The 19,676-nt window shown below is 66.5% G+C and carries 20 protein-coding genes and 1 tRNA gene; 9 read left to right on the forward strand and 12 right to left on the reverse strand.

Translation table 11 applies throughout. The features are described from left to right. Positions 1–83 precede the first annotated feature (83 nt). A complete protein-coding gene (locus tag BW39_RS21265) occupies positions 84–962 on the forward strand; it encodes a LysR family transcriptional regulator (RefSeq protein WP_043824079.1) in 879 nt (292 codons plus the stop codon). A 47-nt stretch (positions 963–1,009) separates the two neighbouring features. Here BW39_RS21265 and BW39_RS21270 read toward each other — a convergent pair whose 3' ends face one another. The 3 genes from BW39_RS21270 to BW39_RS21280 form a co-directional block, all read right to left on the reverse strand. Then, entirely contained in the window at positions 1,010–1,984 is a 975-nt protein-coding gene (locus BW39_RS21270; protein WP_012204128.1) for a tripartite tricarboxylate transporter substrate binding protein BugE, read from the reverse strand. 137 nt (positions 1,985–2,121) lie between these two features. Continuing rightward, positions 2,122–3,369: a CaiB/BaiF CoA transferase family protein gene (locus BW39_RS21275; RefSeq protein ID WP_013803646.1), complete on the reverse strand. Its 1,248-nt coding sequence runs from the start codon at positions 3,367–3,369 to the stop codon at positions 2,122–2,124. Between the two features lie 200 nt (positions 3,370–3,569). Next, entirely contained in the window at positions 3,570–4,766 is a 1,197-nt protein-coding gene (locus BW39_RS21280) for an acyl-CoA dehydrogenase (protein ID WP_013803645.1), read from the reverse strand. A gap of 229 nt (positions 4,767–4,995) precedes the next feature. On the opposite strand from BW39_RS21280, the gene BW39_RS21285 reads away from it, so the two are divergent. Continuing rightward, positions 4,996–5,943, forward strand: coding sequence for a LysR substrate-binding domain-containing protein (locus BW39_RS21285; protein ID WP_012204131.1), 948 nt, complete (start codon positions 4,996–4,998; stop codon positions 5,941–5,943). 120 nt (positions 5,944–6,063) lie between these two features. On the opposite strand, the gene BW39_RS21290 is transcribed toward BW39_RS21285, so the two are convergent. After that, complete coding sequence (locus tag BW39_RS21290) at positions 6,064–6,810, reverse strand: LrgB family protein (RefSeq protein ID WP_034391232.1); 747 nt, start codon at positions 6,808–6,810, stop codon at positions 6,064–6,066. Then, positions 6,807–7,184 carry a CidA/LrgA family protein gene (locus BW39_RS21295; RefSeq protein ID WP_043824084.1) on the reverse strand — a complete coding sequence of 126 codons (378 nt, stop codon included), beginning with the start codon at positions 7,182–7,184 and terminating at the stop codon, positions 6,807–6,809. Before BW39_RS21295 ends, BW39_RS21290 begins: the two co-directional genes overlap by 4 nt. A 256-nt stretch (positions 7,185–7,440) precedes the next feature. On the opposite strand from BW39_RS21295, the gene BW39_RS21300 reads away from it, so the two are divergent. Continuing rightward, the gene (locus BW39_RS21300; RefSeq protein WP_012204134.1) at positions 7,441–7,662 is read left to right on the forward strand and encodes a hypothetical protein; all 222 of its coding nucleotides are present in this window, start codon (positions 7,441–7,443) and stop codon (positions 7,660–7,662) included. Positions 7,663–8,306: 644 nt separating this feature from the next. Here BW39_RS21300 and BW39_RS21305 read toward each other — a convergent pair. Beyond that, a tRNA-Leu gene (locus BW39_RS21305) sits at positions 8,307–8,391 on the reverse strand. Between the two features lie 39 nt (positions 8,392–8,430). Here BW39_RS21305 and cysM point away from each other — a divergent pair. From cysM to BW39_RS21320, 3 genes are all read left to right on the forward strand, one after another. Then, a complete protein-coding gene (cysM, locus tag BW39_RS21310) occupies positions 8,431–9,336 on the forward strand; it encodes a cysteine synthase CysM (protein ID WP_017407070.1) in 906 nt (301 codons plus the stop codon). A 77-nt stretch (positions 9,337–9,413) separates the two neighbouring features. Further along, positions 9,414–10,016: an NUDIX hydrolase gene (locus BW39_RS21315; protein ID WP_013803642.1), complete on the forward strand. Its 603-nt coding sequence runs from the start codon at positions 9,414–9,416 to the stop codon at positions 10,014–10,016. A gap of 26 nt (positions 10,017–10,042) precedes the next feature. Further along, positions 10,043–10,270 carry a sulfurtransferase TusA family protein gene (locus BW39_RS21320; protein ID WP_012204137.1) on the forward strand — a complete coding sequence of 76 codons (228 nt, stop codon included), beginning with the start codon at positions 10,043–10,045 and terminating at the stop codon, positions 10,268–10,270. An 85-nt stretch (positions 10,271–10,355) separates the two neighbouring features. Here the strand turns inward: BW39_RS21320 and galU are convergent, their stop codons facing one another. The 3 genes from galU to BW39_RS21335 form a co-directional block, all read right to left on the reverse strand. Beyond that, positions 10,356–11,243 carry a UTP--glucose-1-phosphate uridylyltransferase GalU gene (gene galU / locus BW39_RS21325; protein ID WP_012204138.1) on the reverse strand — a complete coding sequence of 296 codons (888 nt, stop codon included), beginning with the start codon at positions 11,241–11,243 and terminating at the stop codon, positions 10,356–10,358. A gap of 223 nt (positions 11,244–11,466) precedes the next feature. Next, positions 11,467–14,379, reverse strand: coding sequence for a valine--tRNA ligase (locus BW39_RS21330; RefSeq protein WP_043824086.1), 2,913 nt, complete (start codon positions 14,377–14,379; stop codon positions 11,467–11,469). 184 nt (positions 14,380–14,563) lie between these two features. Beyond that, complete coding sequence (locus BW39_RS21335; RefSeq protein ID WP_034391240.1) at positions 14,564–15,190, reverse strand: VOC family protein; 627 nt, start codon at positions 15,188–15,190, stop codon at positions 14,564–14,566. A gap of 246 nt (positions 15,191–15,436) precedes the next feature. On the opposite strand from BW39_RS21335, the gene BW39_RS21340 reads away from it, so the two are divergent. Then, positions 15,437–16,330: a cation diffusion facilitator family transporter gene (locus BW39_RS21340; protein ID WP_043824088.1), complete on the forward strand. Its 894-nt coding sequence runs from the start codon at positions 15,437–15,439 to the stop codon at positions 16,328–16,330. Positions 16,331–16,368: 38 nt separating this feature from the next. Then, positions 16,369–16,617, forward strand: a complete 249-nt coding sequence (locus BW39_RS21345; protein ID WP_012204142.1) for a DUF1272 domain-containing protein — start codon at positions 16,369–16,371, stop codon at positions 16,615–16,617. On the opposite strand, the gene BW39_RS21350 is transcribed toward BW39_RS21345, so the two are convergent. The 3 genes from BW39_RS21350 to BW39_RS21360 are packed head-to-tail and all read right to left on the reverse strand — an operon-like array spanning position 16,618 to position 18,054. Further along, positions 16,618–17,022 (reverse strand): ribosomal maturation YjgA family protein, encoded by a 405-nt coding sequence (locus BW39_RS21350; RefSeq protein WP_043824091.1) that lies wholly within the window; start codon positions 17,020–17,022, stop codon positions 16,618–16,620. A 20-nt stretch (positions 17,023–17,042) separates the two neighbouring features. Continuing rightward, positions 17,043–17,390, reverse strand: coding sequence for an antibiotic biosynthesis monooxygenase family protein (locus BW39_RS21355; protein ID WP_013803636.1), 348 nt, complete (start codon positions 17,388–17,390; stop codon positions 17,043–17,045). Between the two features lie 34 nt (positions 17,391–17,424). Further along, positions 17,425–18,054, reverse strand: a complete 630-nt coding sequence (locus tag BW39_RS21360; RefSeq protein WP_043824093.1) for an FMN-binding negative transcriptional regulator — start codon at positions 18,052–18,054, stop codon at positions 17,425–17,427. A gap of 101 nt (positions 18,055–18,155) precedes the next feature. Here BW39_RS21360 and pdxR point away from each other — a divergent pair, with 101 nt between their 5' ends. Next, positions 18,156–19,676, forward strand: coding sequence for a MocR-like pyridoxine biosynthesis transcription factor PdxR (pdxR, locus tag BW39_RS21365; RefSeq protein ID WP_043824095.1), 1,521 nt, complete (start codon positions 18,156–18,158; stop codon positions 19,674–19,676).

Below are 19,676 nucleotides of genomic sequence, written 5' to 3' on the forward strand. Positions count from 1 at the left end.
GTCTAGGACGGGGGGCATCAATTGGAAAATTAAATGATCAAATGCCGGGCAGTGACAAAGCCACTGAAATTCGCCCAAGCCCCATGCAACCCTCTTCCATAGACCCCACCCTGCTGCGCAGCTTCTGCGCCGTGGCCGAAACCGGCAGCTTCACGCGTGCGGCGCAGGGCGTGCACCTGACCCAGTCCACGGTCAGCCAGCAGATCCGCAGGCTGGAGGAGCAAATGGGCTGCACGCTGCTGGACCGCAGCGGGCGCCATGTGGAATGCACGCTGGAAGGAGAGCGCCTGCTGGCCTATGCGCAACGCATCCTGGCCCTCATGGACGAGGCCGTGGAGCAGTTGGCTGGCGCCACCGAAGCCGTGCTGCGCATCGGCGTACCGGAGGACTTTGCCGGCCATGCCTTGATGCCCGCCTTGGGCGCGCTGGCGCGCAGCCAGCCGCAGTTGCGCCTGGAGCTGACCAGCGGGCTGTCGCAGGCGATATGGCAGCAACTGCAGGCCGGCGAGCTGGACCTGGCCATCGTCAAGCAGCGCAGCGGCAGCACGCCCGGCATGGCGCGCTGGCCCGAACCGCTGGCCTGGATAGACAGTGCTCGGCATCCCTGCCACGGGATAGATCCCTTGCCCCTGGTGGTATTTCCGCAGGGCGGCCTGTACCGCAGCGAGATGACGCATGCGCTGGATGCCGCCGGCCTGCGCTGGCGCCTGGCCTATGTGAGCGCCAGCCTGGCCAGCCTGGAAGCCGCCGTGGAGCAGGGCCTGGGCATCAGCCTGCTGCCGCGCCGGCTGGTCGGGCCCGGCCACCGCCTGCTCGACGGCATGGCCGGCTTCGCCCCCGTGCCTGATGTGGAAGTGGCACTGCATGTGCGCGCCCAGTTGTCGGCGCCGGGCCGGCGCCTGGCTGAGCGCCTGTGCGAGGTGTGCGAGGCGTTGCTGTCGCCTGCCGCTGGCGAGGCCTGAAAAAAATCCCCGCCGTGGCGGGGATGGTCAGTGGGTGACGCGCAGGCTCAATCCATCGTCAGGTTCTGCTTTTGCACCACGTCCTTGTAGACCGCCAGCTCGGCCTTGATCTCTTCAAAGAAGTGCTCAGGCGTGTCGGCCACGATCAGCGAGCCGGTTTCCTCGATGCGCTTCTTGATGGCCGGGTCCTGCAGCACCTTGCGCGTGGCGGCGTTGACCTTGTCCACGATGTCGCGCGGCAGGTTCTTGGGGCCGACGATGCCGTAGTAGGCCATGCGGTTGACGGGGGCCAGGCCCACTTCCTTGAAGGTGGGCACATCGGGCAGGGCGGCCAGGCGCTGGGGCGCGGCCACCACGATGGGCACCAGGCGCTTTTCCTTGACGAAGCCCAGGGCGGAGGGCAGGTTGTCGAAGATCAGCGGAACCTGGCCGGCCACGGCATCGTTCAGCGCGGGGCCGCTGCCACGGTAGGGCACGTGGGTGATGTCGGTGCCAGTGGACAGCTTGAACATCTCCATCATCAGATGGGTGATGCTGCCGTTGCCGGGCGAGGCGTAGGAGTACTTGCCGGGGTTCTTCTTCACCTCGGCCAGAAACTCCTGGTAGTTCTTGCCCGCGAACTTGGGGTTGGCCGCAATGATGTTGGGCGTGGCCGCGATGTTCACGATGGGCGTGAAGTCGGTCAGCACGTTGTACGGGATCTTGGGGTTGATCGCCGGGTTGGTGGCCGTGGTGGACACGGTGGCGATGCCCAGGCTGTAGCCATCGGGCTGGGAGCGCGCCGTCTCGGCCGCGCCGATGCTGCCGCCGCCGCCGCCCTTGTTCTCGACCACCACGGGCTGGCCCAGGGCACGGCCCAGCGGCTCGGCCACGATGCGCGCGATCAGGTCGGTGGTGCCGCCGGCCGCGAAGGGCACGAGCAGCTTGATGGGCTTGGTAGGGTAGCCCTGGGCATGGGCTGCGCCCGAAAGCGCAAGGGCGCCGAGGATGCCGGCGAGCGCGATGCGGGAGGTGTGAGTCATGGTGTTGTCTCCTTGAATGGATGTTGTGGACGTTTGTTGTGAGGCACCGACGGGTGGGAGGGCGTGATTCTTTAGGACATTCGTATGGCGGTGCTTGGGCTGAGAAATGTGGAGGCGGTGCTGCGCGGCGCTGGCGATCAGACCACGCCGCGCGAGCGCAGCGCCTGGATGGCCATGGGCGCAATGCCCAGCTCGCCCAGCACCTCATCGGTGTGCTGGCCCAGGGAGGGCGGTGCGCTGCGCAGCACGGGCGGGGTATCGCTCAGGCGCATGGGGCTGGCCACGCCGGCGATGCGCGAGATGCCGTCGCCGGCCTCGCGCGGCAGCTCGACGCGTATGCCGCGTGCGCGCACCTGCGGGTCGTCGAAGGCCTGGGCGATGGTGTTGATGGGGCCGCAGGGCACGGCCTTGTCTTCCAGCAGCGCAATCCATTCGGCCGTGCCGCGTGTCTTCATGAGGGGCACCATCCGCTCCAGCAGCGCCTGGCGGTTGCGCACGCGCGCGGTGTTGGTGGCAAAGCGCTCGTCCTGCGCCCAGCCGGCTTCGCCGACGGCGGCGCAAAAGCGCGCGAACTGCCCGTCATTGCCAATGGCCAGCAGCACGTTGCCGTTGGCCGTGGCGAAGTCCTGGTAGGGCGCCAGGCTGGGGTGGATGTTGCCGGCGCGGCCCGGCGATTCGCCCGTGGCCAGAAAGCCGGCGGCCTGGTTGGCCAGCACGGCCATGCCCACGTCGAGCAGGGCCATGTCGATGTGCTGGCCCCGGCCCGAGGCCTGGCGCGCATGCAGCGCAGCCAGGATGGCATTGCTGGCATACAGGCCCGTGAAGACGTCGATCACGGCCACGCCCACCTTGAGCGGGCCGCCTCCGGGCGCCTCGTCGGCATGGCCGGTGATGCTCATCAGCCCGCACATGGCCTGCACCATGAGGTCGTAGCCCGCGCGCTCGGCATACGGGCCGGTCTGGCCGAAACCCGTGACCGAGCAATAGATCAGGCGCGGGTTGAGCGCCTTGAGGCTTTCGTAGTCCAGCCCGTACTGGGCCAGCCCACCGACCTTGAAGTTCTCCACCAGCACATCGGCCCCGGCCGCCATCTGGCGAATCAGTTGCTGCCCATCAGGGGTGGACATGTCGATGGTGACCGAGCGCTTGTTGCGGTTGCAGGCCGTGAAATAACTGGCCTCCTGCGTGGCCTGGCCATCGTCGCGCGGCAGGAACGGAGGCCCCCAGTGGCGCGTGTCATCGCCGGCCACAGGCCGCTCGACCTTGATCACATCGGCGCCCAGGTCGGCCAGCGTCTGCGTGCACCAGGGCCCGGCCAGCACGCGGGAAAGATCAAGCACCTTGATGCCGGCCAATGCGGCCGGCGCGGAGGATGTGGAGGACATGAGAGGAAAGAAATATGAGCGCGCCCGATGCCGCTGGTAGTTCAGCTGAGGGCTTGAGCTTCCATCCCCCATAGCGCGCGAGACGGACGCTGCCCAAGCGAGAGACGCCGAGCAAGAGCCGCCTCGCGGCGAGGGCGTCGTCCCCCTCCCTTGCGGAGCAAGTAGAGAGGGGGAAGCCGCGCAGCGGCTCAGGGGGAGCTTCAGTTCGAAAACGCTGCGATGCCGGTCTGAGCACGGCCCAGGATCAGCGCATGCACGTCGTGCGTGCCCTCGTAGGTGTTGACCACTTCCAGGTTGACCAGGTGGCGGGCCACGCCGAACTCGTCGCTGATGCCGTTGCCGCCCATCATGTCGCGCGCCATGCGGGCGATGTCCAGCGACTTGCCGCAGTTGTTGCGCTTGATCAGCGAGGTGATCTCGATCACGTTCTGGTGCTCGTCCTTCATGCGGCCCACGCGCAGCGCGGCCTGCAGGCCCAGGGTGATCTCGGTCTGCATGTCGGCCAGCTTCTTCTGGATCAGCTGGTTGGCAGCCAGGGGGCGGCCGAACTGCTTGCGGTCCAGCGTGTACTGGCGCGCCGTGTGCCAGCAGAACTCGGCTGCGCCCAGGGCGCCCCAGGCAATACCGAAGCGTGCGCTGTTCAGGCAGGTGAAGGGACCCTTGAGGCCGCGCACCTCGGGGAAGGCGTTTTCCTCGGGAACGAAGACATCGTCCATCACGATCTCACCCGTGATGGAGGCGCGCAGGCCCACCTTGCCGTGGATGGCCGGGGCCGACAGGCCCTTCATGCCCTTGTCCAGGATGAAGCCGCGGATCTCGCCCACATGGCCGTCCTCGGTCACTTCCTTGGCCCAGACCACGAACACGTCGGCCACGGGGCTGTTGGTGATCCACATCTTGTTGCCCTTGAGGCGGTAGCCGCCGTCCACCTTGTAGGCGCGGCTGGACATGCTGCCGGGGTCGGAGCCGTGGTCGGGTTCGGTCAGGCCGAAGCAGCCGATGAACTCGCCGCTGGCCAGCTTGGGCAGGTACCTGTTCTTCTGGTCTTCGGTGCCGAATTCATTGATGGGCACCATCACCAGCGAGCTTTGCACGCTGGCCATGGAGCGGTAGCCCGAGTCCACGCGCTCGATCTCGCGCGCCACCAGGCCGTAGCTGACGTAGTTCAGGCCCGCGCCGCCGTACTGCGTGGGAATGGTGGGGCCCAGCAGGCCCAGCTCGCCCATCTCGCGGAAGATGCTCACGTCGGACTTTTCGTGGCGGAACATTTCCAGCACGCGGGGGGCCAGCTTCTCCTGGCAGTAGGCATGGGCCGCGTCGCGGATCATGCGCTCGTCTTCGCTCAGTTGCTGGTCGAGCTGGAAGGGGTCATCCCATTGGAAGCTGTTGCGGGCCATGGCGTGGTTTCTCCAAAAAACAAAGAGGTCAAGGGCGGGTCGCTGCCATATGCCGAAGCCGGGCAGGCTGTGGCCATGGAGCGTTGTTGCGACGCATCTTAGAAGCGTGCCTGCGCGTGGCGCAAACGATGTTTGTTCATCTATGAATGCGTAAAACGCATGTATGAATGGGTTGTTGCGGGTTATTCCCTATGATATGAGGCTCTGAAGTGCATTGAATTCATGAGACATGCGTAGAGCCCTGCCATCCACCCAAGCCCTGGCCTGCTTCGAGTCGGCCGCCCGCCACATCAGCTACACGCGTGCGGCGCAGGAGCTGTCGCTCACGCAAAGCGCGGTATCGCGCCAGATCATTGCGCTGGAGGAGTTCCTGGGCGTGCAGCTGTTCCGGCGCACGCGCCACGGCGTGCTGCTGACGGAGGCGGGCACGCAGTACGCCCAGCAGGTCTCGCGCTGGCTGCACGGCCTGGAGCGCGACACGCTGGACATCATGGCCCACCAGGGCGAAGGCGGCCCGCTCAATCTGGCGGCCGTGCCCACCTTCGCCACGCGCTGGCTGCTGCCGCGCCTGCCGCAGCTGGCGCGCGAGCATCCCGAGGTCACGGTGCACATCGACGTGCAGACGCGGCCCTTCCTTTTCGCCGATACCGTGTTCGACGCCGCGCTCTATGCAGGCACGCCTGAGCAGGTGGCGCGCTGGCCCGGCGTGCAGGCGCAGTGGCTGATGGATGAAGAGGTGGTGCCCGTGTGCAGCCCGCAACTGCTGGCCACGGCCCAGGCACGCGAGCCGGGCCGCGCCTGGCTGCCCGTGGGGGCGGACATCGTGGCCCGGATGCCGCTGCTGCAGCAAAGCACGCGGCCCTACGGCTGGCAGCAGTGGTTCGATGCCATGGGCGTGGCCGCGCCGCGCGCGCTGGACGGCATGCGGCTGGAGCTGTTCTCCATGCTGGCCGTGGCGGCCAGCCAGGGCCTGGGCGTGGCGCTGATGCCACCCATGCTGATCGAGCAGGAACTGGCGCGCGGCGACCTCATCATTGCCTGCCCGCAGCCACTGCGCGGCAACCGTGCCTACTACCTGGTCACGCCGGCCCTGGCGCCCGATGCGCAGCCCGCGCCCGCCCTGCGCGTGTTCTCTTCATGGCTGCAGCAGCGCGCCAGGGAGCACCGGCCTGCCTGAAAATTAAGCAGGCTTTGGATTGTTCAACGATGACAGTCACTTAACTGACTTATCCTTGCTGCTGGCGGCGCTTGTCCACAGGCTTGTGGGGGTGTCTCTGGGGAAAACCCGCAATCGCGCTCAAAACCAGGGCAGCACGGCCAGGCACAGCGGCATGACCACGGCCGTGGCCACGCCGTTCAGGCCCATGGCCAGGGCCGAGAAGGCGCCCATGGTCGGATTCACCTGCAGCGCGCGTGCCGTGCCGATGGCGTGGGCCGTAAGACCCAGGGCAAAACCCTGCACGGCCGGGTCATCGCTGCGCACCAGGCGGATCAGCAGCGGCGCCATCATCGTGCCCGCAATGCCGGTGATGGCCACGGCCACGGCCGCCAGCGAGGCCGGCCCGCCAAAGCGCTCGGCCATGGGCAGGGCGATGGGAATGGTGGCCGACTTGGGCGCCAGCGCCACCAGCGTCTGCACCGTCGCACCCAGGCTCCAGCCGATCAGCAGTGCCGACAGCAACGCCACCACGCAGCCCACGGCCAGGGCCACGCTGATGGGCAGCCACAGCGCGCGGATGCGCTCGCGCTGGGCGTACAGCGGAATTGCCAGCGCGACGGTGGCCGGGCCGATCAGCAGCCCCAGCAGCGAGACGCCGCTGCGGTAGCTGGCATAGGAGGTGCCCGTGGCCAGCAGCACGCCCACGATGACGACCACGGCCGTGAAAACGGGAATCAGGAGCGGATGGTTGCCGCTTCTGCGGTACAGCGCCATGGCCGCCAGGTAGACGGCCATGGTCAGCACCAGCCAGGGCAGATGGGCGGTGGAGGCATTGCCGGAGAGCGACTGCCAGGCGCTTTGCCAGTGGGTGGTGAGCGCGCTCATGCCTTGTCTCCCCGGCTGGCGGCCGCTTCGCGGGCGCGCTGGCGCTCCAGGCACCAGCGGAAGGTAAAGGCCGTGGCCAGGAAGGTGATGGCCGCACCCGCCACGCAGGCGATCACGAAGGGCTGCCATTCGCGCGACAGCCGGTCGAACTCCAGCATCACGCCTGCAATGACGGGAATGAACAGCAGCATCATGTTCTGCAGCAGCACGCCGGCGGCCTTCTCCAGCGACTCGGGCAGGCGGCCGTGCAGCAGCAGCGCCCCCAGCAGCAGCAGCGTGCCCACGAGCGCGCCCGGAAGCGGCAGCCCCGTGAGCTGGACGATGGCCTCCCCCAGCAACTGGAAGGCGAACAAGGCGGTGATGGCGTACAGCATGAAAACCTGAATTCCTGGGTCAGATGGGTGAGGGAGCGGCCAATGGGGCAGGTGCGGCAAGAGCGTGGATCGCCCGTTGTCAGGCCGGGGCCTGGCCTTGGCGCCTGTGGGACGCCGCCGCAAAGCGTGCAATCATCGCCCACAACTCGAAAAAAGGTGCGGCCACCGATTGCGCGGCTCCCGGGCCAAGGCTATGTTTGGGTCCGTGCCCCCGAGAGTCCTGGGGCATGAGACTTTGAATAGCGAAGGAGTAGCGATGGCCGAAACCACATATCACGCACCCGTGTACGAGCCGACGGTGGATGAACTCGAAGTGCTCAAGAAGCTGGAGATGGGCGAGCCCGTGTCGCTGGAAAGCGCGGCGCGCGAGCATCTGTCCAAGAGGCTGCGCGAGCGTGGACTGGTCGAAGTGGACAGCAGCCATCAATGGCACATCACGGCGGCAGGGCGCGCGCAGATCCGCCGCACGGATGCCTGAGGCGAGGTGGGTCAGGCGCCTTCCGAATCGAGGGTTTTCCCTTGGATCTGGAGGTTGCCTGATTTGCAGGCAGCTTAGCCTGCGGCCAGTGAATGCAAGCACTTGGACGCCTCGTTCACTTGCTGTTCACTGATTATCCACAGGGTTGTTCAATGGATCTGTGGAGAAAGAAAGCCACCTCAGGGTGGCTTTTTTCATGGGCTTTCACAGGCCCGAGCCGTGGGCGCACCGGGCTGGTGCCCGCGCTGGGCAAGGGCTGCATGACGGTGGTGCAAGTGGCCGTTTTCAGAGGGAAGGGGCTGAATTTGACGCAGGGCTGCAGCCCTGCCTGCGGGCTGGGATGGTGCTGCTTCAAGCAGGCTTCAGCATGGGCCAAGGTCCAGGCCTGGCAGGCCTTGAGAGGCGGTTGATGCCAAAGTTGTACACAGGTTGGGCCCGGTGCGGCGAAAAGCGCGCAGGCGTCATCCCGCCCAAGGCATGAGGACGCAGGATCGGTGCAGGCTGGAAGGCCTTGAAATGCAGTGCAGCCGCTGAACACGGCTGGATGCAAAGGGGCTTGAGGTTTGTGCGGACGCTGTGAAGACAGCGGCCGGAAAAGAAATAGCCGAAAAAGCAGGGGACTGCTTTTTCGGCTACGTAATCTCTGGTGCCCGGGGCCGGAATCGAACCGGCACGCCTTGCGGCGGGGGATTTTGAGTCCCCTGCGTCTACCAATTTCACCACCCGGGCTACTTAGCGCAGGGGCGAATTATGGCACAGTGTGAGGCTATGAAAATTTATCCGACCATCGAAGACGCCATCGGCCGCACGCCCCTGGTGGCATTGCAGCGCATCGGTGCGCAGTCTCGCCAGGAACGTGGCAACGTGGTGCTGGGCAAGCTGGAAGGCAACAACCCGGCCGGTTCGGTCAAGGACAGGCCGGCCCTGTCGATGATCCGCCGCGCCGAAGAGCGCGGCGACATCAAGCCCGGCGACACGCTGATCGAGGCGACTTCGGGCAATACCGGCATTGCGCTGGCCATGGCCGCCACGATCAAGGGCTACCGGATGGTGCTGATCATGCCCGAGGACCTGTCCATCGAGCGTGCCCAGACGATGAAGGCCTATGGCGCCGAGCTGATCCTCACGCCCAAGAGTGGCGGCATGGAATACGCGCGCGACCTGGCCGACCAGATGGTGGCCCAGGGCAAGGGCGTGGTGCTCGACCAGTTCGGCAACCCCGACAACCCGCGCATCCACTACGAGACCACGGGTCCCGAGCTGTGGGAGCAGACCGGCGGCGAGATCACGCATTTCGTGAGCGCCATGGGCACCACGGGCACGATCACCGGCGTGGCGAAGTTCCTCAAGGAAAAGAACCCGGCCATCCGCATCGTGGGCGCCCAGCCGGCCGAGGGCTCGCGCATCCCCGGCATCCGCAAGTGGCCCGAGGAATACATGCCCAAGATCTACGACGCCTCGCTGATCGACGAGACCGTGCTCGTGGGCCAGGACGATGCCGAGGACATGGCGCGCCGCCTGGCGCGCGAGGAAGGCATCTTTGCCGGCATCTCTGCGGCGGGCGCCTGCTGGGTGGCCCAGCAGATTGCCGAGCGCGAGAACAACGCCACCATCGTCTTCGTGGTCTGCGACCGCGGCGACCGCTATCTGTCCACGGGCGTCTTCCCCGCCTGACGCAGCGACAGGCCCGCCTTCCGGTGGGCCTTCCTGTTTGCATAGAGCCAGGACAGCAAAAAACCAGGAACAGCCCCATGCACTATGAAACCCGCTATTGCACGCACTGCGCAACGCCCCTGCAGTGGGTGATCCAGGCCGAGGACGGCGGCGATGTATCGCGCCTGCGCTGCCCCGAGTGCGGCTGGACGCACTGGAACAATCCCACGCCGGTGCTGGCCGCCATCGTGGAGCTGGACGGCAAGGTGCTGCTGGCGCGCAATGCGGCCTGGCCCGAGAAGGTCTTCGGCCTGATCACGGGCTTCATGGAAGCCGGCGAGTCGCCCGAGGAGGGCGTGGCACGCGAGGTGGCGGAGGAAACCGGCCTGCAGGCCGAGTCGCTGGAGCTGATCAGCGTGCATGAGTTCCTGCGCATGAACCAGGTGATCATCGCCTTCCATGTGCGCGCCAGCGGCCAGGTGCGGCTGTCGCCCGAGCTGCTCGAGTACCGCCTGCTGGAGCCTGAGAAGGTGCAGGCCTGGCCTTCGGGCACCGGCATGGCGCTGGCCAAGTGGCTGCGCAGCCGGGGGCATGATCCTGTGATCCGTGACTTCTGGAAGCGTGCCGAGCAGGCCCAGGAGGCTGAAGCGAGTCGCGCCGATCAAGACACTGCTGCCGGCCTCAGCCGCGATGCCGCCTAGAATCCCAGGCTCAAGAGGTGCATCCGATGGAAATTCACAAGGAAATCGACACGCGCGGGCTCAACTGCCCGCTGCCCATTCTCAAGGCCAAGAAGGCGCTGGCCGAACTGGACAGCGGCCAACTGCTCAAGGTGGTGGCCACGGATACCGGATCGCTCCGCGACTTCCAGGCCTTCGCCAAGCAGACCGGCAATGAACTGGTGGAGCAGCAGACCGTGGGTGCGGAGTTCATCCATATCCTGCGCCGACGCTGAGCGGCTGCCCGCGGTTCGCTCCAAAGAAAAAGGCCTGCTTTCGCAGGCCTTTTGCATGGGGCAGGGGCGGCCCTGAGGCCCGGCCTCAGATGCTCAGGCCCTGCAGGTATTCGCGGAAGCTCGCACCCACATCCTCATGCTGCAGCGCCAGTTCCACCGTGGCCTGCAGAAAGCCTTCCTTGCTGCCGCAGTCGTAGCGCTTGCCCTGGTACTGGAAGGCGTAGACGGCTTCATGGGCCATCAGGCGTTCGATGGCGTCGGTCAGCTGGATCTCGCCGCCCACGCCCTTGGGCTGGTTGCGGATCTCCTCGAAGATGGCCGGTGTCAGCACATAGCGGCCGGCCACGCCCATGCGCGAGGGGGCCTTCTCGGGCGCGGGCTTTTCCACGATCTTCTCGATGCGCATCAGCGAACCGCCGGCCGGCTCGCCAGCCACGATGCCGTAGCGCTTGGTCTGCTCCAGCGGCACTTCCTGCACGGCCAGCAGGGAGCGGCCCTGCTTGTGGAAGGCCGATGTCATCTGCGCCATCACGCCGGGGCCGCCAGGCTCGCCCACCATCAGGTCGTCGGCCAGCAGCACGGCAAAGGGCTCGTTGCCCACCAGCGGCTCGGCGCACAGCACGGCATGGCCCAGGCCCAGGGAGCGCGGCTGGCGCACGAACAGGCAGTTCATGTCGGCGGGGCTGATGCTGCGCACCAGCTCCAGCATGGCCTGCTTGCCGGCGTTCTCCAGTTCGTTTTCCAGCTCGTAGGCGGTGTCGAAATGGTCCTCGATGGCGCGCTTGCTGCGGCCGGTGACGAAGATCATGTCGCGGATGCCGGCCTCGTAGGCCTCTTCCACGGCGTACTGGATCAGCGGCTTGTCCACCACGGGCAGCATCTCCTTGGGAGAGGCCTTGGTGGCGGGCAGAAAGCGCGTGCCGAGCCCGGCAACGGGAAACACGGCTTTGCGGACACGGGTCTGATTACTCATGAAAATCTTGGGATTCAGGTGATGGAAAAAGCGTGCGGCTTTGCGTCTTCTTCGCTAAGTGTCTCAGCTTTCATTGTGCGACTTGATGCCCTCGGACGATGAAACTGGCGCAGCCCAAGATCAGGGACACCGAGGAAGGGCCGCCCCGCGCCGAGGGTGTCGTCCCCCTCCCGCGAAGCGAGAGAGGGGGAAGCGGCACAGCCGCTCAGGGGGAGATTCCATGTCAACCCAGGCGGGCGAGTTGTTCCTGGATGCGGATCAGCGTGGCGCCGAAGTCGGCCACGCGCTTCTTTTCCTGGTCGATGACGGCCGGGGGCGCCTTGGCCACGAAGGCCTCGTTGCCCAGCTTGGCATTGGCCTTGGTGATCTCGCCTTCCAGGCGTGCGGCCTCCTTGGACAGGCGGGCCTTTTCGGCGGCCACGTCGATCTCCACGAACAGCGCCAGGCGCGCCTCGCCCACCACGCAGACGGGCGCGGCCTGGGCGGCCTCGGCCCAGGCGGTTTCGTCGTCGAACACCTTGACCTCGCTGAGCTTGGCCAGGTTTTGCAGCACGGCGGCATTGGTGCGCAGGAACTGCGACTCATCGGCCGAGCTGGCCACGGCCAGCAGCGGCAGGCGTTGGGCCGGCGACACGCCCATTTCGCCGCGCAGCGTGCGGCAGGCGTCGATCATCTGCTTGATGCGGCCCACGTAGGCGATGGCGGCCTCGTCGATCTTCTCGGGCTGGGCCTCAGGGTAGCGGGCCACGGCCACGGACTCGCCGGGCAGGCCGGCGACCGGGGCGACCTTCTGCCACAGGGCTTCGGTCACGAACGGGATGATGGGGTGGGCCAGGCGCAGGATGGCCTCCAGCGTGCGGATCAGCGTGCGGCGCGTGGCGCGCTGCTGGGCCTCGTTGCCGGTCTGGATCTGCACCTTGGCGATTTCCAGGTACCAGTCGCAGAACTCGTTCCAGACGAAGTCGTACAGCGCGTTGGCCACGTTGTCCAGGCGGAATTCGGCAAAGCCCTTGGCCACTTCGGCCTCGACCTTCTGCAGCTGCGAGGCGATCCAGCGGTCCGGCTGGCTGAACTGCATGTAGCCCGCGAACTCGCCGCCGGCCTGGCATTGCTCCTTGGTGTGGGGCAGCAGGCCGCAGTCATGGCCTTCGCAGTTCATCAGCACGAAGCGGCTGGCGTTCCACAGCTTGTTGCAGAAGTTGCGGTAGCCCTCGCAGCGCTTGCTGTCGAAGTTGATGGAGCGGCCCAGCGAGGCCAGGGCCGCGAAGGTGAAGCGCAGCGCGTCGGCGCCGTAGGCGGGAATGCCCTCGGGGAATTCCTTTTGCGTGTTCTTGCGCACCTGGGGCGCGGTCTCGGGGCGGCGCAGGCCCTGCGTGCGCTTGTCCAGCAGGGTGTCCAGGTCGATGCCGTCGATCAGGTCCACGGGGTCGAGCACGTTGCCCTCGGACTTGCTCATCTTCTTGCCCTGGGCGTCACGCACCAGGCCATGCATGTAGACATGGCGGAAGGGCACGCGGCCCGTGAAGTGCGTGGTCATCATGATCATCCGCGCGACCCAGAAGAAGATGATGTCGTAGCCCGTGACCAGCACCGAGCTGGGCAGGTAGAGGTTGTAGTCATCGTCGGCCGCCTCGGTCTGGTTCGGCCAGCCCATGGTGGAGAACGGCACCAGGGCCGAGGAGTACCAGGTGTCCAGCACGTCCTCGTCGCGCGTGAGCGTCTTGCCGGGGGCCTGGGCGCGGGCTTCTTCCTCGGTGCGGGCCACGTAGACCTTGCCGTCCTCGTCGTACCAGGCGGGAATCTGGTGGCCCCACCACAGCTGGCGCGAGATGCACCAGTCCTGGATGTTGTTCATCCACTGGTTGTAGGTGTTGACCCAGTTCTCGGGCACGAACTGCACCTGGCCGCTGGAGACGGCATCGATGGCCTTCTGCGCGATGGACTTGCCCGTGGCATCGCCTTCGCCCACCTTGTTCATGGCCACGAACCACTGGTCGGTCAGCATGGGCTCGATCACCTGGCCCGTGCGCGTGCAGATGGGCACCATGAGCTTGTGCTTCTTGGTCTCGACCAGCAGGCCGGCCGCGTTCAGGTCGGCCACGATGGCCTTGCGCGCCACGAAGCGGTCCATGCCGCGGTACTTCTCGGGCGCCTCGTCGTTGATGGTGGCCGTGAGCGTGAGCACGCAGATCATCGGCAGGCCGTGGCGCTGGCCCACGGCGTAGTCGTTGTTGTCATGCGCAGGCGTGACCTTGACCACGCCCGTGCCGAACTCGCGGTCCACGTAGTCGTCGGCAATGATGGGGATCTCGCGGCCCACCAGGGGCAGGATCACGGTCTTGCCGATCAGCGCCTGGTAGCGCTCGTCCTCGGGGTGGACCATCAGGGCTGCGTCGCCCAGCATGGTTTCCGGGCGCGTGGTGGCCACCACGAGCTGGCCCGAGCCGTCGGCCAGCGGATAGGCGATGTGCCACAGCGAGCCGTCCTTCTCCTCGTTCTCGACCTCGAGGTCGGAGACGGCGGACATCAGCTTGGGGTCCCAGTTCACCAGGCGCTTGCCGCGGTAGATCAGGCCCTGCTGGTACAGGCGCACGAAGGTCTCGTTGACGATGGACGACAGCTTGTCGTCCATGGTGAAGTACTCGCGGCTCCAGTCCACGCTGTCGCCCATGCGGCGCATCTGGCCGGTGATGGTGTTGCCGCTCTGGTTCTTCCACTCCCAGACCTTGCTCACGAAGTTCTTGCGCGCCTCGGGAGGCGTCGCGCCCATGTCGTGGCGGCTGGCGACGCCCTGCTCCTGCAGCTGGCGCTCCACCACGATCTGGGTGGCGATGCCCGCGTGGTCGGTGCCGGGAACCCAGACCGTGTTGTGGCCCTTCATGCGGTGGTAGCGCGTGAGGCTGTCCATGATGGTCTGGTTGAACGCATGGCCCATGTGCAGCGTGCCCGTCACATTGGGCGGCGGCAGCTGGACGGAGAACGATGGCTGGGATGCATCTGCCTGGCCCGTGCCGCGCACGCCGGCTGCGCCGTAGCCGCGCTTTTCCCATTCAGGGCCCCATTGGGCCTCGATGGCTGCGGGTTCAAACGATTTGGACAGGCTGTCGAGGCCTGGCTGGGCAATGGTGTCGCTCATGGCTTGCTTGCGGGGAATTGTGCGAATGGCGTTTGGCAAATGAAAACGGCATCCGTTGAAGGGATGCCGTCTGCATATGCGAAATGGATGACGGTTTGACGGGGATTCTACCGACCCCGTCCGCCTGCCTGTTCGCCGGGTTTTATTGAGAGCGTGTTGTGCACTCTAAAGTGCACAACACGCTCTAGGCCGCATCGGGCACGAACTCGGGCCGGTCGTTGCTCTGGGGCTTGAGCGGCTGGGCGGCCTTGCCTTCGGCGCGCTCCTTGCGCCATTGCTCCTTGCGTGCCGTCCACTCGTTCAGGCGGGCGTGGGCGGTGGTGCTTTCGCGCGCCATCTGCACTTCGTCGGCCAGCTGGGCCGACAGCTCCAGGCGGATGCCGTTGGGATCGAAGAAATAGATGCTCTTGAAGATGTGGTGGTCGGTCACGCCCAGCACCTCGATACCATGCGCCACCAGGCGGGCCTTGGTGTTCTCCAGTTCCTCGACGGTGTCCACGCGGAAGGCGATGTGGTTGATCCACAGCGGCGTGTTGGGCGAGGGAAGGGCCTTTTCGTCGTCGCCGATGTCGAAGAAGGCGATGAACGAACCATCCTTCAGGCGAAAGAAGAAGTGCGTGTAGGGGCAGTACTCGCCCGTGCTGGGTACGTAGTCGCTCTGGATGATGTGATAGAGCGGCAGGCCCAGGATGTCCTCGTAGAAGTGGCGGGTCTCCTCGGCATCGCGGGCCTTGTAGGCGTAGTGGTGCAGCTGCTGCACGGCGGCGGGCGGTGGCAGTGTGGACAGGTCGGGACGGGCGCTTGTGTTCATCGAATGTCTCCTTGGTGGATGTTTTGATTCTACTATTCGTAATCAATTTACCTAAATGAAATGTTGCGATGGATGCAGGGATATGCGCGCTACGGCGTCCGGGCCACCTGCGGTGCCAGGTTGCCGGCAGCACTTGACCTTCAAGTCACTTCACGCTTTCTCATGGAGGTCCGTGCCCCTGCCTGCCATGGACGCCATCGGTGCAGCGGCCCTCTGTTCACAACCGTTTTCAAGTCAAGGAATCTCATGAGCGACAGCCATCAGCACGGCGATGTGCGTGCCCTGCCGGAATCCCGTCTCTGGTTTGCCTTCGGATTGACCGGCACCTTCATGGTGGTGGAAATCATCGGCGGCATGGTCACGGGCAGCCTGGCCCTGATCTCCGACGCCATGCACATGCTGACCGACGCGATGGCGCTGCTGCTGGCCCTGGTGGCCATACGTGCCGGCCGCAAGGCAGCCGACCTGCTGCGCACCTACGGCTATGCGCGCTTCGAGATCCTGGCCGCCGCCATCAATGCGCTGGTGCTGCTGGGCGTGGCCTTCTACATCCTGTATGAGGCCTACCGCCGGCTGTCGGCGCCTGCAGAAATCCAGTCCCTGGGCATGATGGCGGTGGCGGCCGTGGGCCTGGTGATCAACCTGCTCTCCATGCGCCTGCTGTCGGGTGGCAAGGACGAGAGCCTGAACGTGAAGGGCGCGTACCTGGAGGTATGGGCGGACATGCTGGGCTCGGTCGGCGTGCTCGCCGGTGCCGCGCTGATCTGGCTGACGGGCTGGCGGTGGATCGACTCGGCGGTGGCCGTGGCCATCGGCTTCATGGTGTTCCCGCGGACCTGGACCCTGTTGCGCGAGTGCATCAACATCCTGCTGGAAGGCGTGCCCTCGGGGATGAGCCTGCAGGCGGTGCGCAACGCGATTGCGGGCACGGCGGGCGTGGCAGCGATCCACGATGTCCACCTGTGGGCGGTCACGCAGAGCAAGCCCATGCTGACCGGCCATGTGGTGCTGCTGCCCGGCGCGGACGGCGAGCAGGTGCGCCGCGATATCGAGGACAGGCTGCAGGCCGGCTTCGACCTGCACCATACGACGCTGCAGATGGAGAGCGAGGATCGCTCACCGACAGAGCACATCCACTAGGATGCCCAGTCTTCATGGACCACACCCGGAGTGCACCGATGCTTGAGCTTCGACCCAACTGCGAATGCTGCGACAAGGACCTGCCGCCAGAGTCTGCCGAGGCTCGCATCTGCACCTTCGAGTGCACGTTCTGTGCCGGCTGTGCGGATCACGTGCTGCACGGCGCCTGCCCCAACTGCGGTGGAGAGCTGGTGGCCAGGCCGCGCCGGCCGGCGGACAAGCTGGAGCGGTATCCGGCCTCGACGAAGCGGGTGCTCAAGGCCGGCGGTTGCGCTGTACGGGCCTGATCAGAGCACAGGCCTGGCTCTGCGGCCACGGAACGCAGCCTCCACCGCCAGCACGGCTGCAAAACCCATCACATAGGCCAGCACATCCCACCAGTCGGCCGTGCTGCCCAGCACGATGCGCAAAGCGCGGTTGGGAATGTGCAACTGGAAGGTCGATGCCAGGAACTGGCCCAGCTCCACCAGCAGGCCCACGCACAGCGCGGCCGACGCCAGCGGCAGCACGCGCGCGGCGATCACGGTCTTGAACACGGCATAGACCAAGGCCACGGCCATCACGTCGCCGAAGAAGCTGCGTACCCAGCCCCAGCGCGCGCCGACGGTGGCCAGCAGCACGAGCAAGACAAACAGGGCCACCGCCCACGCCAGGGAAACAGGATCAAAACGCCATCGCATGGCCGCCATCATCGGGCCAAAAGCGGGTCCGGTCAGCGAGCCGGGTGCGCAGTGCCTTGCGCAGCGGTGGCCAGCGGGTGCGCTATCCCGCCATCGCCGTAGCTGCCCACCACCTGGGCGATCACCACCTGGTAGCCCTTGAGCCAGCGCGCCTGTTGCTGCTTGGCTTCGAGGTGCGCAGGGTGGCGCATCAGTTGCTGCAGCGCCTCCCAGGTCTGCCAGTAGTAGACGTTGGAGACCAGGCCTGTGGCGGGGTTCTCCCAGGCCTCTTCGCCCAGGTAGCCGGGGATGGCGCGGGCGATCTCGGCGATCCGGCCGTCAAGGGCATGGAATGGTGCGTCGTATTCGCCCGGCGCGAAGGTGAAGGTGGATGTGTACATCGGCGGTTGGCAATCTGTGTGAGGGCGGCTGGCGCTAGATGCGCGGCGCCGCATCCATGGCGCTGGCCAGCGGCTCCTGTCCGCGCTCGCGCAGCGCGCCGATGGCGCCTTCCAGGTCGCGGGCCTGCCGGTTCTGGCTGAGCTTGGCCTTGCCCTCCAGGCGGGTGATGCGGATCTGCAGGCCGACGATGGCCTGCAGCATGCCGTCGATGAATTCACGCGGCGAGTCTGACATCTTCCAGGGCTGGGCCTGCGATGCCTCATGGACCCGCGTGAGCCGCCCGACCAGGCCGCGCACGAATCTCTCGTCGTCATGGATGCTGATTTGCCCGTGCACATGCACGGCCTCGTAGTTCCAGGTGGGCACCAGGCGGTGCGTCTCGTGCTTGCTTGGATACCAGCTGGGCGAGATATAGCCTTCGGCACCACGGAAAACGACCAGCACCTCGGCGCCGTCGCGGCACTGCTGCCACAGCGGATTGGCGCGGGCCACATGGGCGCTCAGCGTGCCCATCTCCCCTGGGTCCGCATCCAGCAGGAACGGCAGGTGGTTGGCGTCCAGCACGCCGTTGGCCTGGGTGACGAGCGTGCCCAGGGGGTGGCTGCGGATCAGGCCGTGCAGGCTGTCGGAATCGGTGAGGGAGAAATGGGCGGGCGTGTACATGGGCGCTTCCTGGGCTGGTGTGCCGGCATCGGGGGAAACCGGACTATCCACCATCCCTGGCACAATGAAAAATCCAGTTTTATGATTTTTTGGCAGGCCAGTTGAAATCCGCTTTCACCCGCCAAGCCGGCGCAGCGCCCGGCGCCCGCACCCTCCACGAATGGCTGAAATCACAGGTGGCCGACGGCAGCCTGGCCGTGGGCGCACGCCTGCCCTCCACCCGCGCCCTGGCGCTGGACCTGGGCGTGTCGCGCACCACCGTCACGGCCGCCTACGAGCAGCTTGCGGCCGAAGGCTATCTGGAGACCGCTCCAGGCAGCAGGGCGCGCGTGGCGGCTGGCGCGGCGCAGCGCAGCCGTGCGCGCAGCACGCCGGCAGCGGCCCAGCAGCATGGCCGTCCCCGGCTGTCTTCCTATGGGCAGCGGGTGGATGCGCTGGCGTCGGCCCTGCCACCGGCAGCAGGCGATGGTGGGCCGGCCCCGATCGACTTTCTCTACGGCGCCCTGGCCTTTGACGACTTTCCCACGCTGGCCTGGCGGCGCGCCTACAACCGCGCCATCGTGCAGCGCCAGTCCTCCCTGTCCTACGACGCGCCCGAAGGCGAGCCGGCGCTGCGCATGGCGCTGCAAGGCTATCTGCGCAGGGCGCGGGGGCTTGTCTGTTCGGCCGATCAGATCGTGGTGGTGCAGGGCTCGCAGCAGGCCATCGACCTGTGTGCGCGCGTGCTGGTCGATCCGGGCGAGACCGTGCTGATGGAAGAGCCCTGCTACCTGATGGCGCGCCGCGTGTTTGAGGCCCAGGGCGCATGCCTGCAGGAAATGGCCGTCGATGAACAGGGCCTGGATACCTCGGCGCTGGCCGGGCGCCAGGCGCGGCTGGCCTATGTCACGCCCTCGCATCAGTTTCCGCTGGGCGGCGTGCTGCCCATAGGCCGCAGGCAGCAACTGCTGGCCTGGGCGCGCGCCACGGGTGCCTGGATTCTGGAAGACGACTATGACGGCGAATTCCGCTACGGGCTGCGCCCCATCGACGCCCTGCAGTCCATTGACGAGGTGGGTTGCGTCATCCATGTCGGCACTTTCTCCAAGGCCTTGTCGCCGCAGATGCGCATGGGCTACCTGGTGCTGCCGCCGTCCCTGGTGCCCGTGTTCCGGGAAGCCCGGCGGCTGGCCGACCGGCATGCGCCGCGCCTGGACCAGCTGGTGCTGGCCGCGCTGATCGAGGACGGCAGCTACGAGCGCCATGTGCGCGCTGCCCGCCGTCGCAACGAAGGCCGGCGGGCGGCATTGCTGCAGGCGCTGGAGCGGCACTTGCCGGGCGCGGTGCAGGTCGAAGGCTCGGCCTCCGGCCTGCATGTGGTGGCCTGGGTGCCTGCCGTGCATCAGCGCGATGAGATTGCCCTGGTGCGGTTGGCGAGAGAGCGTGGCGTGGGCGTTCGCCCCATCTCGCCGCTCTATGCGGCCGGTGATGCCCATCGCCGCCAGTCCTGCGCCGGGCTGGTCCTGGGTTATGCGAGCCTGCAGCCGCAGGCCATCGAGCAAGGGGTGCGCAGGCTGGCAGGCGTGGTGCGGGATGGACAGAAAAAAGGCGGGGCCTTCGAGGCCCCGCCTTGCCGACGCTGA

This window comes from Delftia sp. RIT313, from assembly GCF_000632165.1.
Classification (GTDB): Bacteria; Pseudomonadota; Gammaproteobacteria; order Burkholderiales; family Burkholderiaceae_C; genus Comamonas; species Comamonas acidovorans.

Bases quoted from the DNA above. Each gene is read 5' to 3' on its own strand.
- BW39_RS21280 (WP_013803645.1), bottom strand. From the start codon at position 4,766: ATGGCCCGCAACAGCTTCCAATGGGATGACCCCTTCCAGCTCGACCAG.
- BW39_RS21270 (WP_012204128.1), bottom strand. From the start codon at position 1,984: ATGACTCACACCTCCCGCATCGCGCTCGCCGGCATCCTCGGCGCCCTT.
- BW39_RS21320 (WP_012204137.1), top strand. From the start codon at position 10,043: ATGGAAATTCACAAGGAAATCGACACGCGCGGGCTCAACTGCCCGCTG.
- galU (WP_012204138.1), bottom strand. From the start codon at position 11,243: ATGAGTAATCAGACCCGTGTCCGCAAAGCCGTGTTTCCCGTTGCCGGG.
- BW39_RS21265 (WP_043824079.1), top strand. From the start codon at position 84: ATGCAACCCTCTTCCATAGACCCCACCCTGCTGCGCAGCTTCTGCGCC.
- BW39_RS21335 (WP_034391240.1), bottom strand. From the start codon at position 15,190: ATGAACACAAGCGCCCGTCCCGACCTGTCCACACTGCCACCGCCCGCC.
- BW39_RS21290 (WP_034391232.1), bottom strand. From the start codon at position 6,810: ATGAGCGCGCTCACCACCCACTGGCAAAGCGCCTGGCAGTCGCTCTCC.
- BW39_RS21315 (WP_013803642.1), top strand. From the start codon at position 9,414: ATGCACTATGAAACCCGCTATTGCACGCACTGCGCAACGCCCCTGCAG.
- BW39_RS21345 (WP_012204142.1), top strand. From the start codon at position 16,369: ATGCTTGAGCTTCGACCCAACTGCGAATGCTGCGACAAGGACCTGCCG.
- BW39_RS21355 (WP_013803636.1), bottom strand. From the start codon at position 17,390: ATGTACACATCCACCTTCACCTTCGCGCCGGGCGAATACGACGCACCA.
- BW39_RS21330 (WP_043824086.1), bottom strand. From the start codon at position 14,379: ATGAGCGACACCATTGCCCAGCCAGGCCTCGACAGCCTGTCCAAATCG.
- BW39_RS21340 (WP_043824088.1), top strand. From the start codon at position 15,437: ATGAGCGACAGCCATCAGCACGGCGATGTGCGTGCCCTGCCGGAATCC.
- BW39_RS21350 (WP_043824091.1), bottom strand. From the start codon at position 17,022: ATGATGGCGGCCATGCGATGGCGTTTTGATCCTGTTTCCCTGGCGTGG.
- cysM (WP_017407070.1), top strand. From the start codon at position 8,431: ATGAAAATTTATCCGACCATCGAAGACGCCATCGGCCGCACGCCCCTG.
- BW39_RS21295 (WP_043824084.1), bottom strand. From the start codon at position 7,184: ATGCTGTACGCCATCACCGCCTTGTTCGCCTTCCAGTTGCTGGGGGAG.
- BW39_RS21360 (WP_043824093.1), bottom strand. From the start codon at position 18,054: ATGTACACGCCCGCCCATTTCTCCCTCACCGATTCCGACAGCCTGCAC.
- BW39_RS21300 (WP_012204134.1), top strand. From the start codon at position 7,441: ATGGCCGAAACCACATATCACGCACCCGTGTACGAGCCGACGGTGGAT.
- BW39_RS21275 (WP_013803646.1), bottom strand. From the start codon at position 3,369: ATGTCCTCCACATCCTCCGCGCCGGCCGCATTGGCCGGCATCAAGGTG.
- BW39_RS21285 (WP_012204131.1), top strand. From the start codon at position 4,996: ATGCGTAGAGCCCTGCCATCCACCCAAGCCCTGGCCTGCTTCGAGTCG.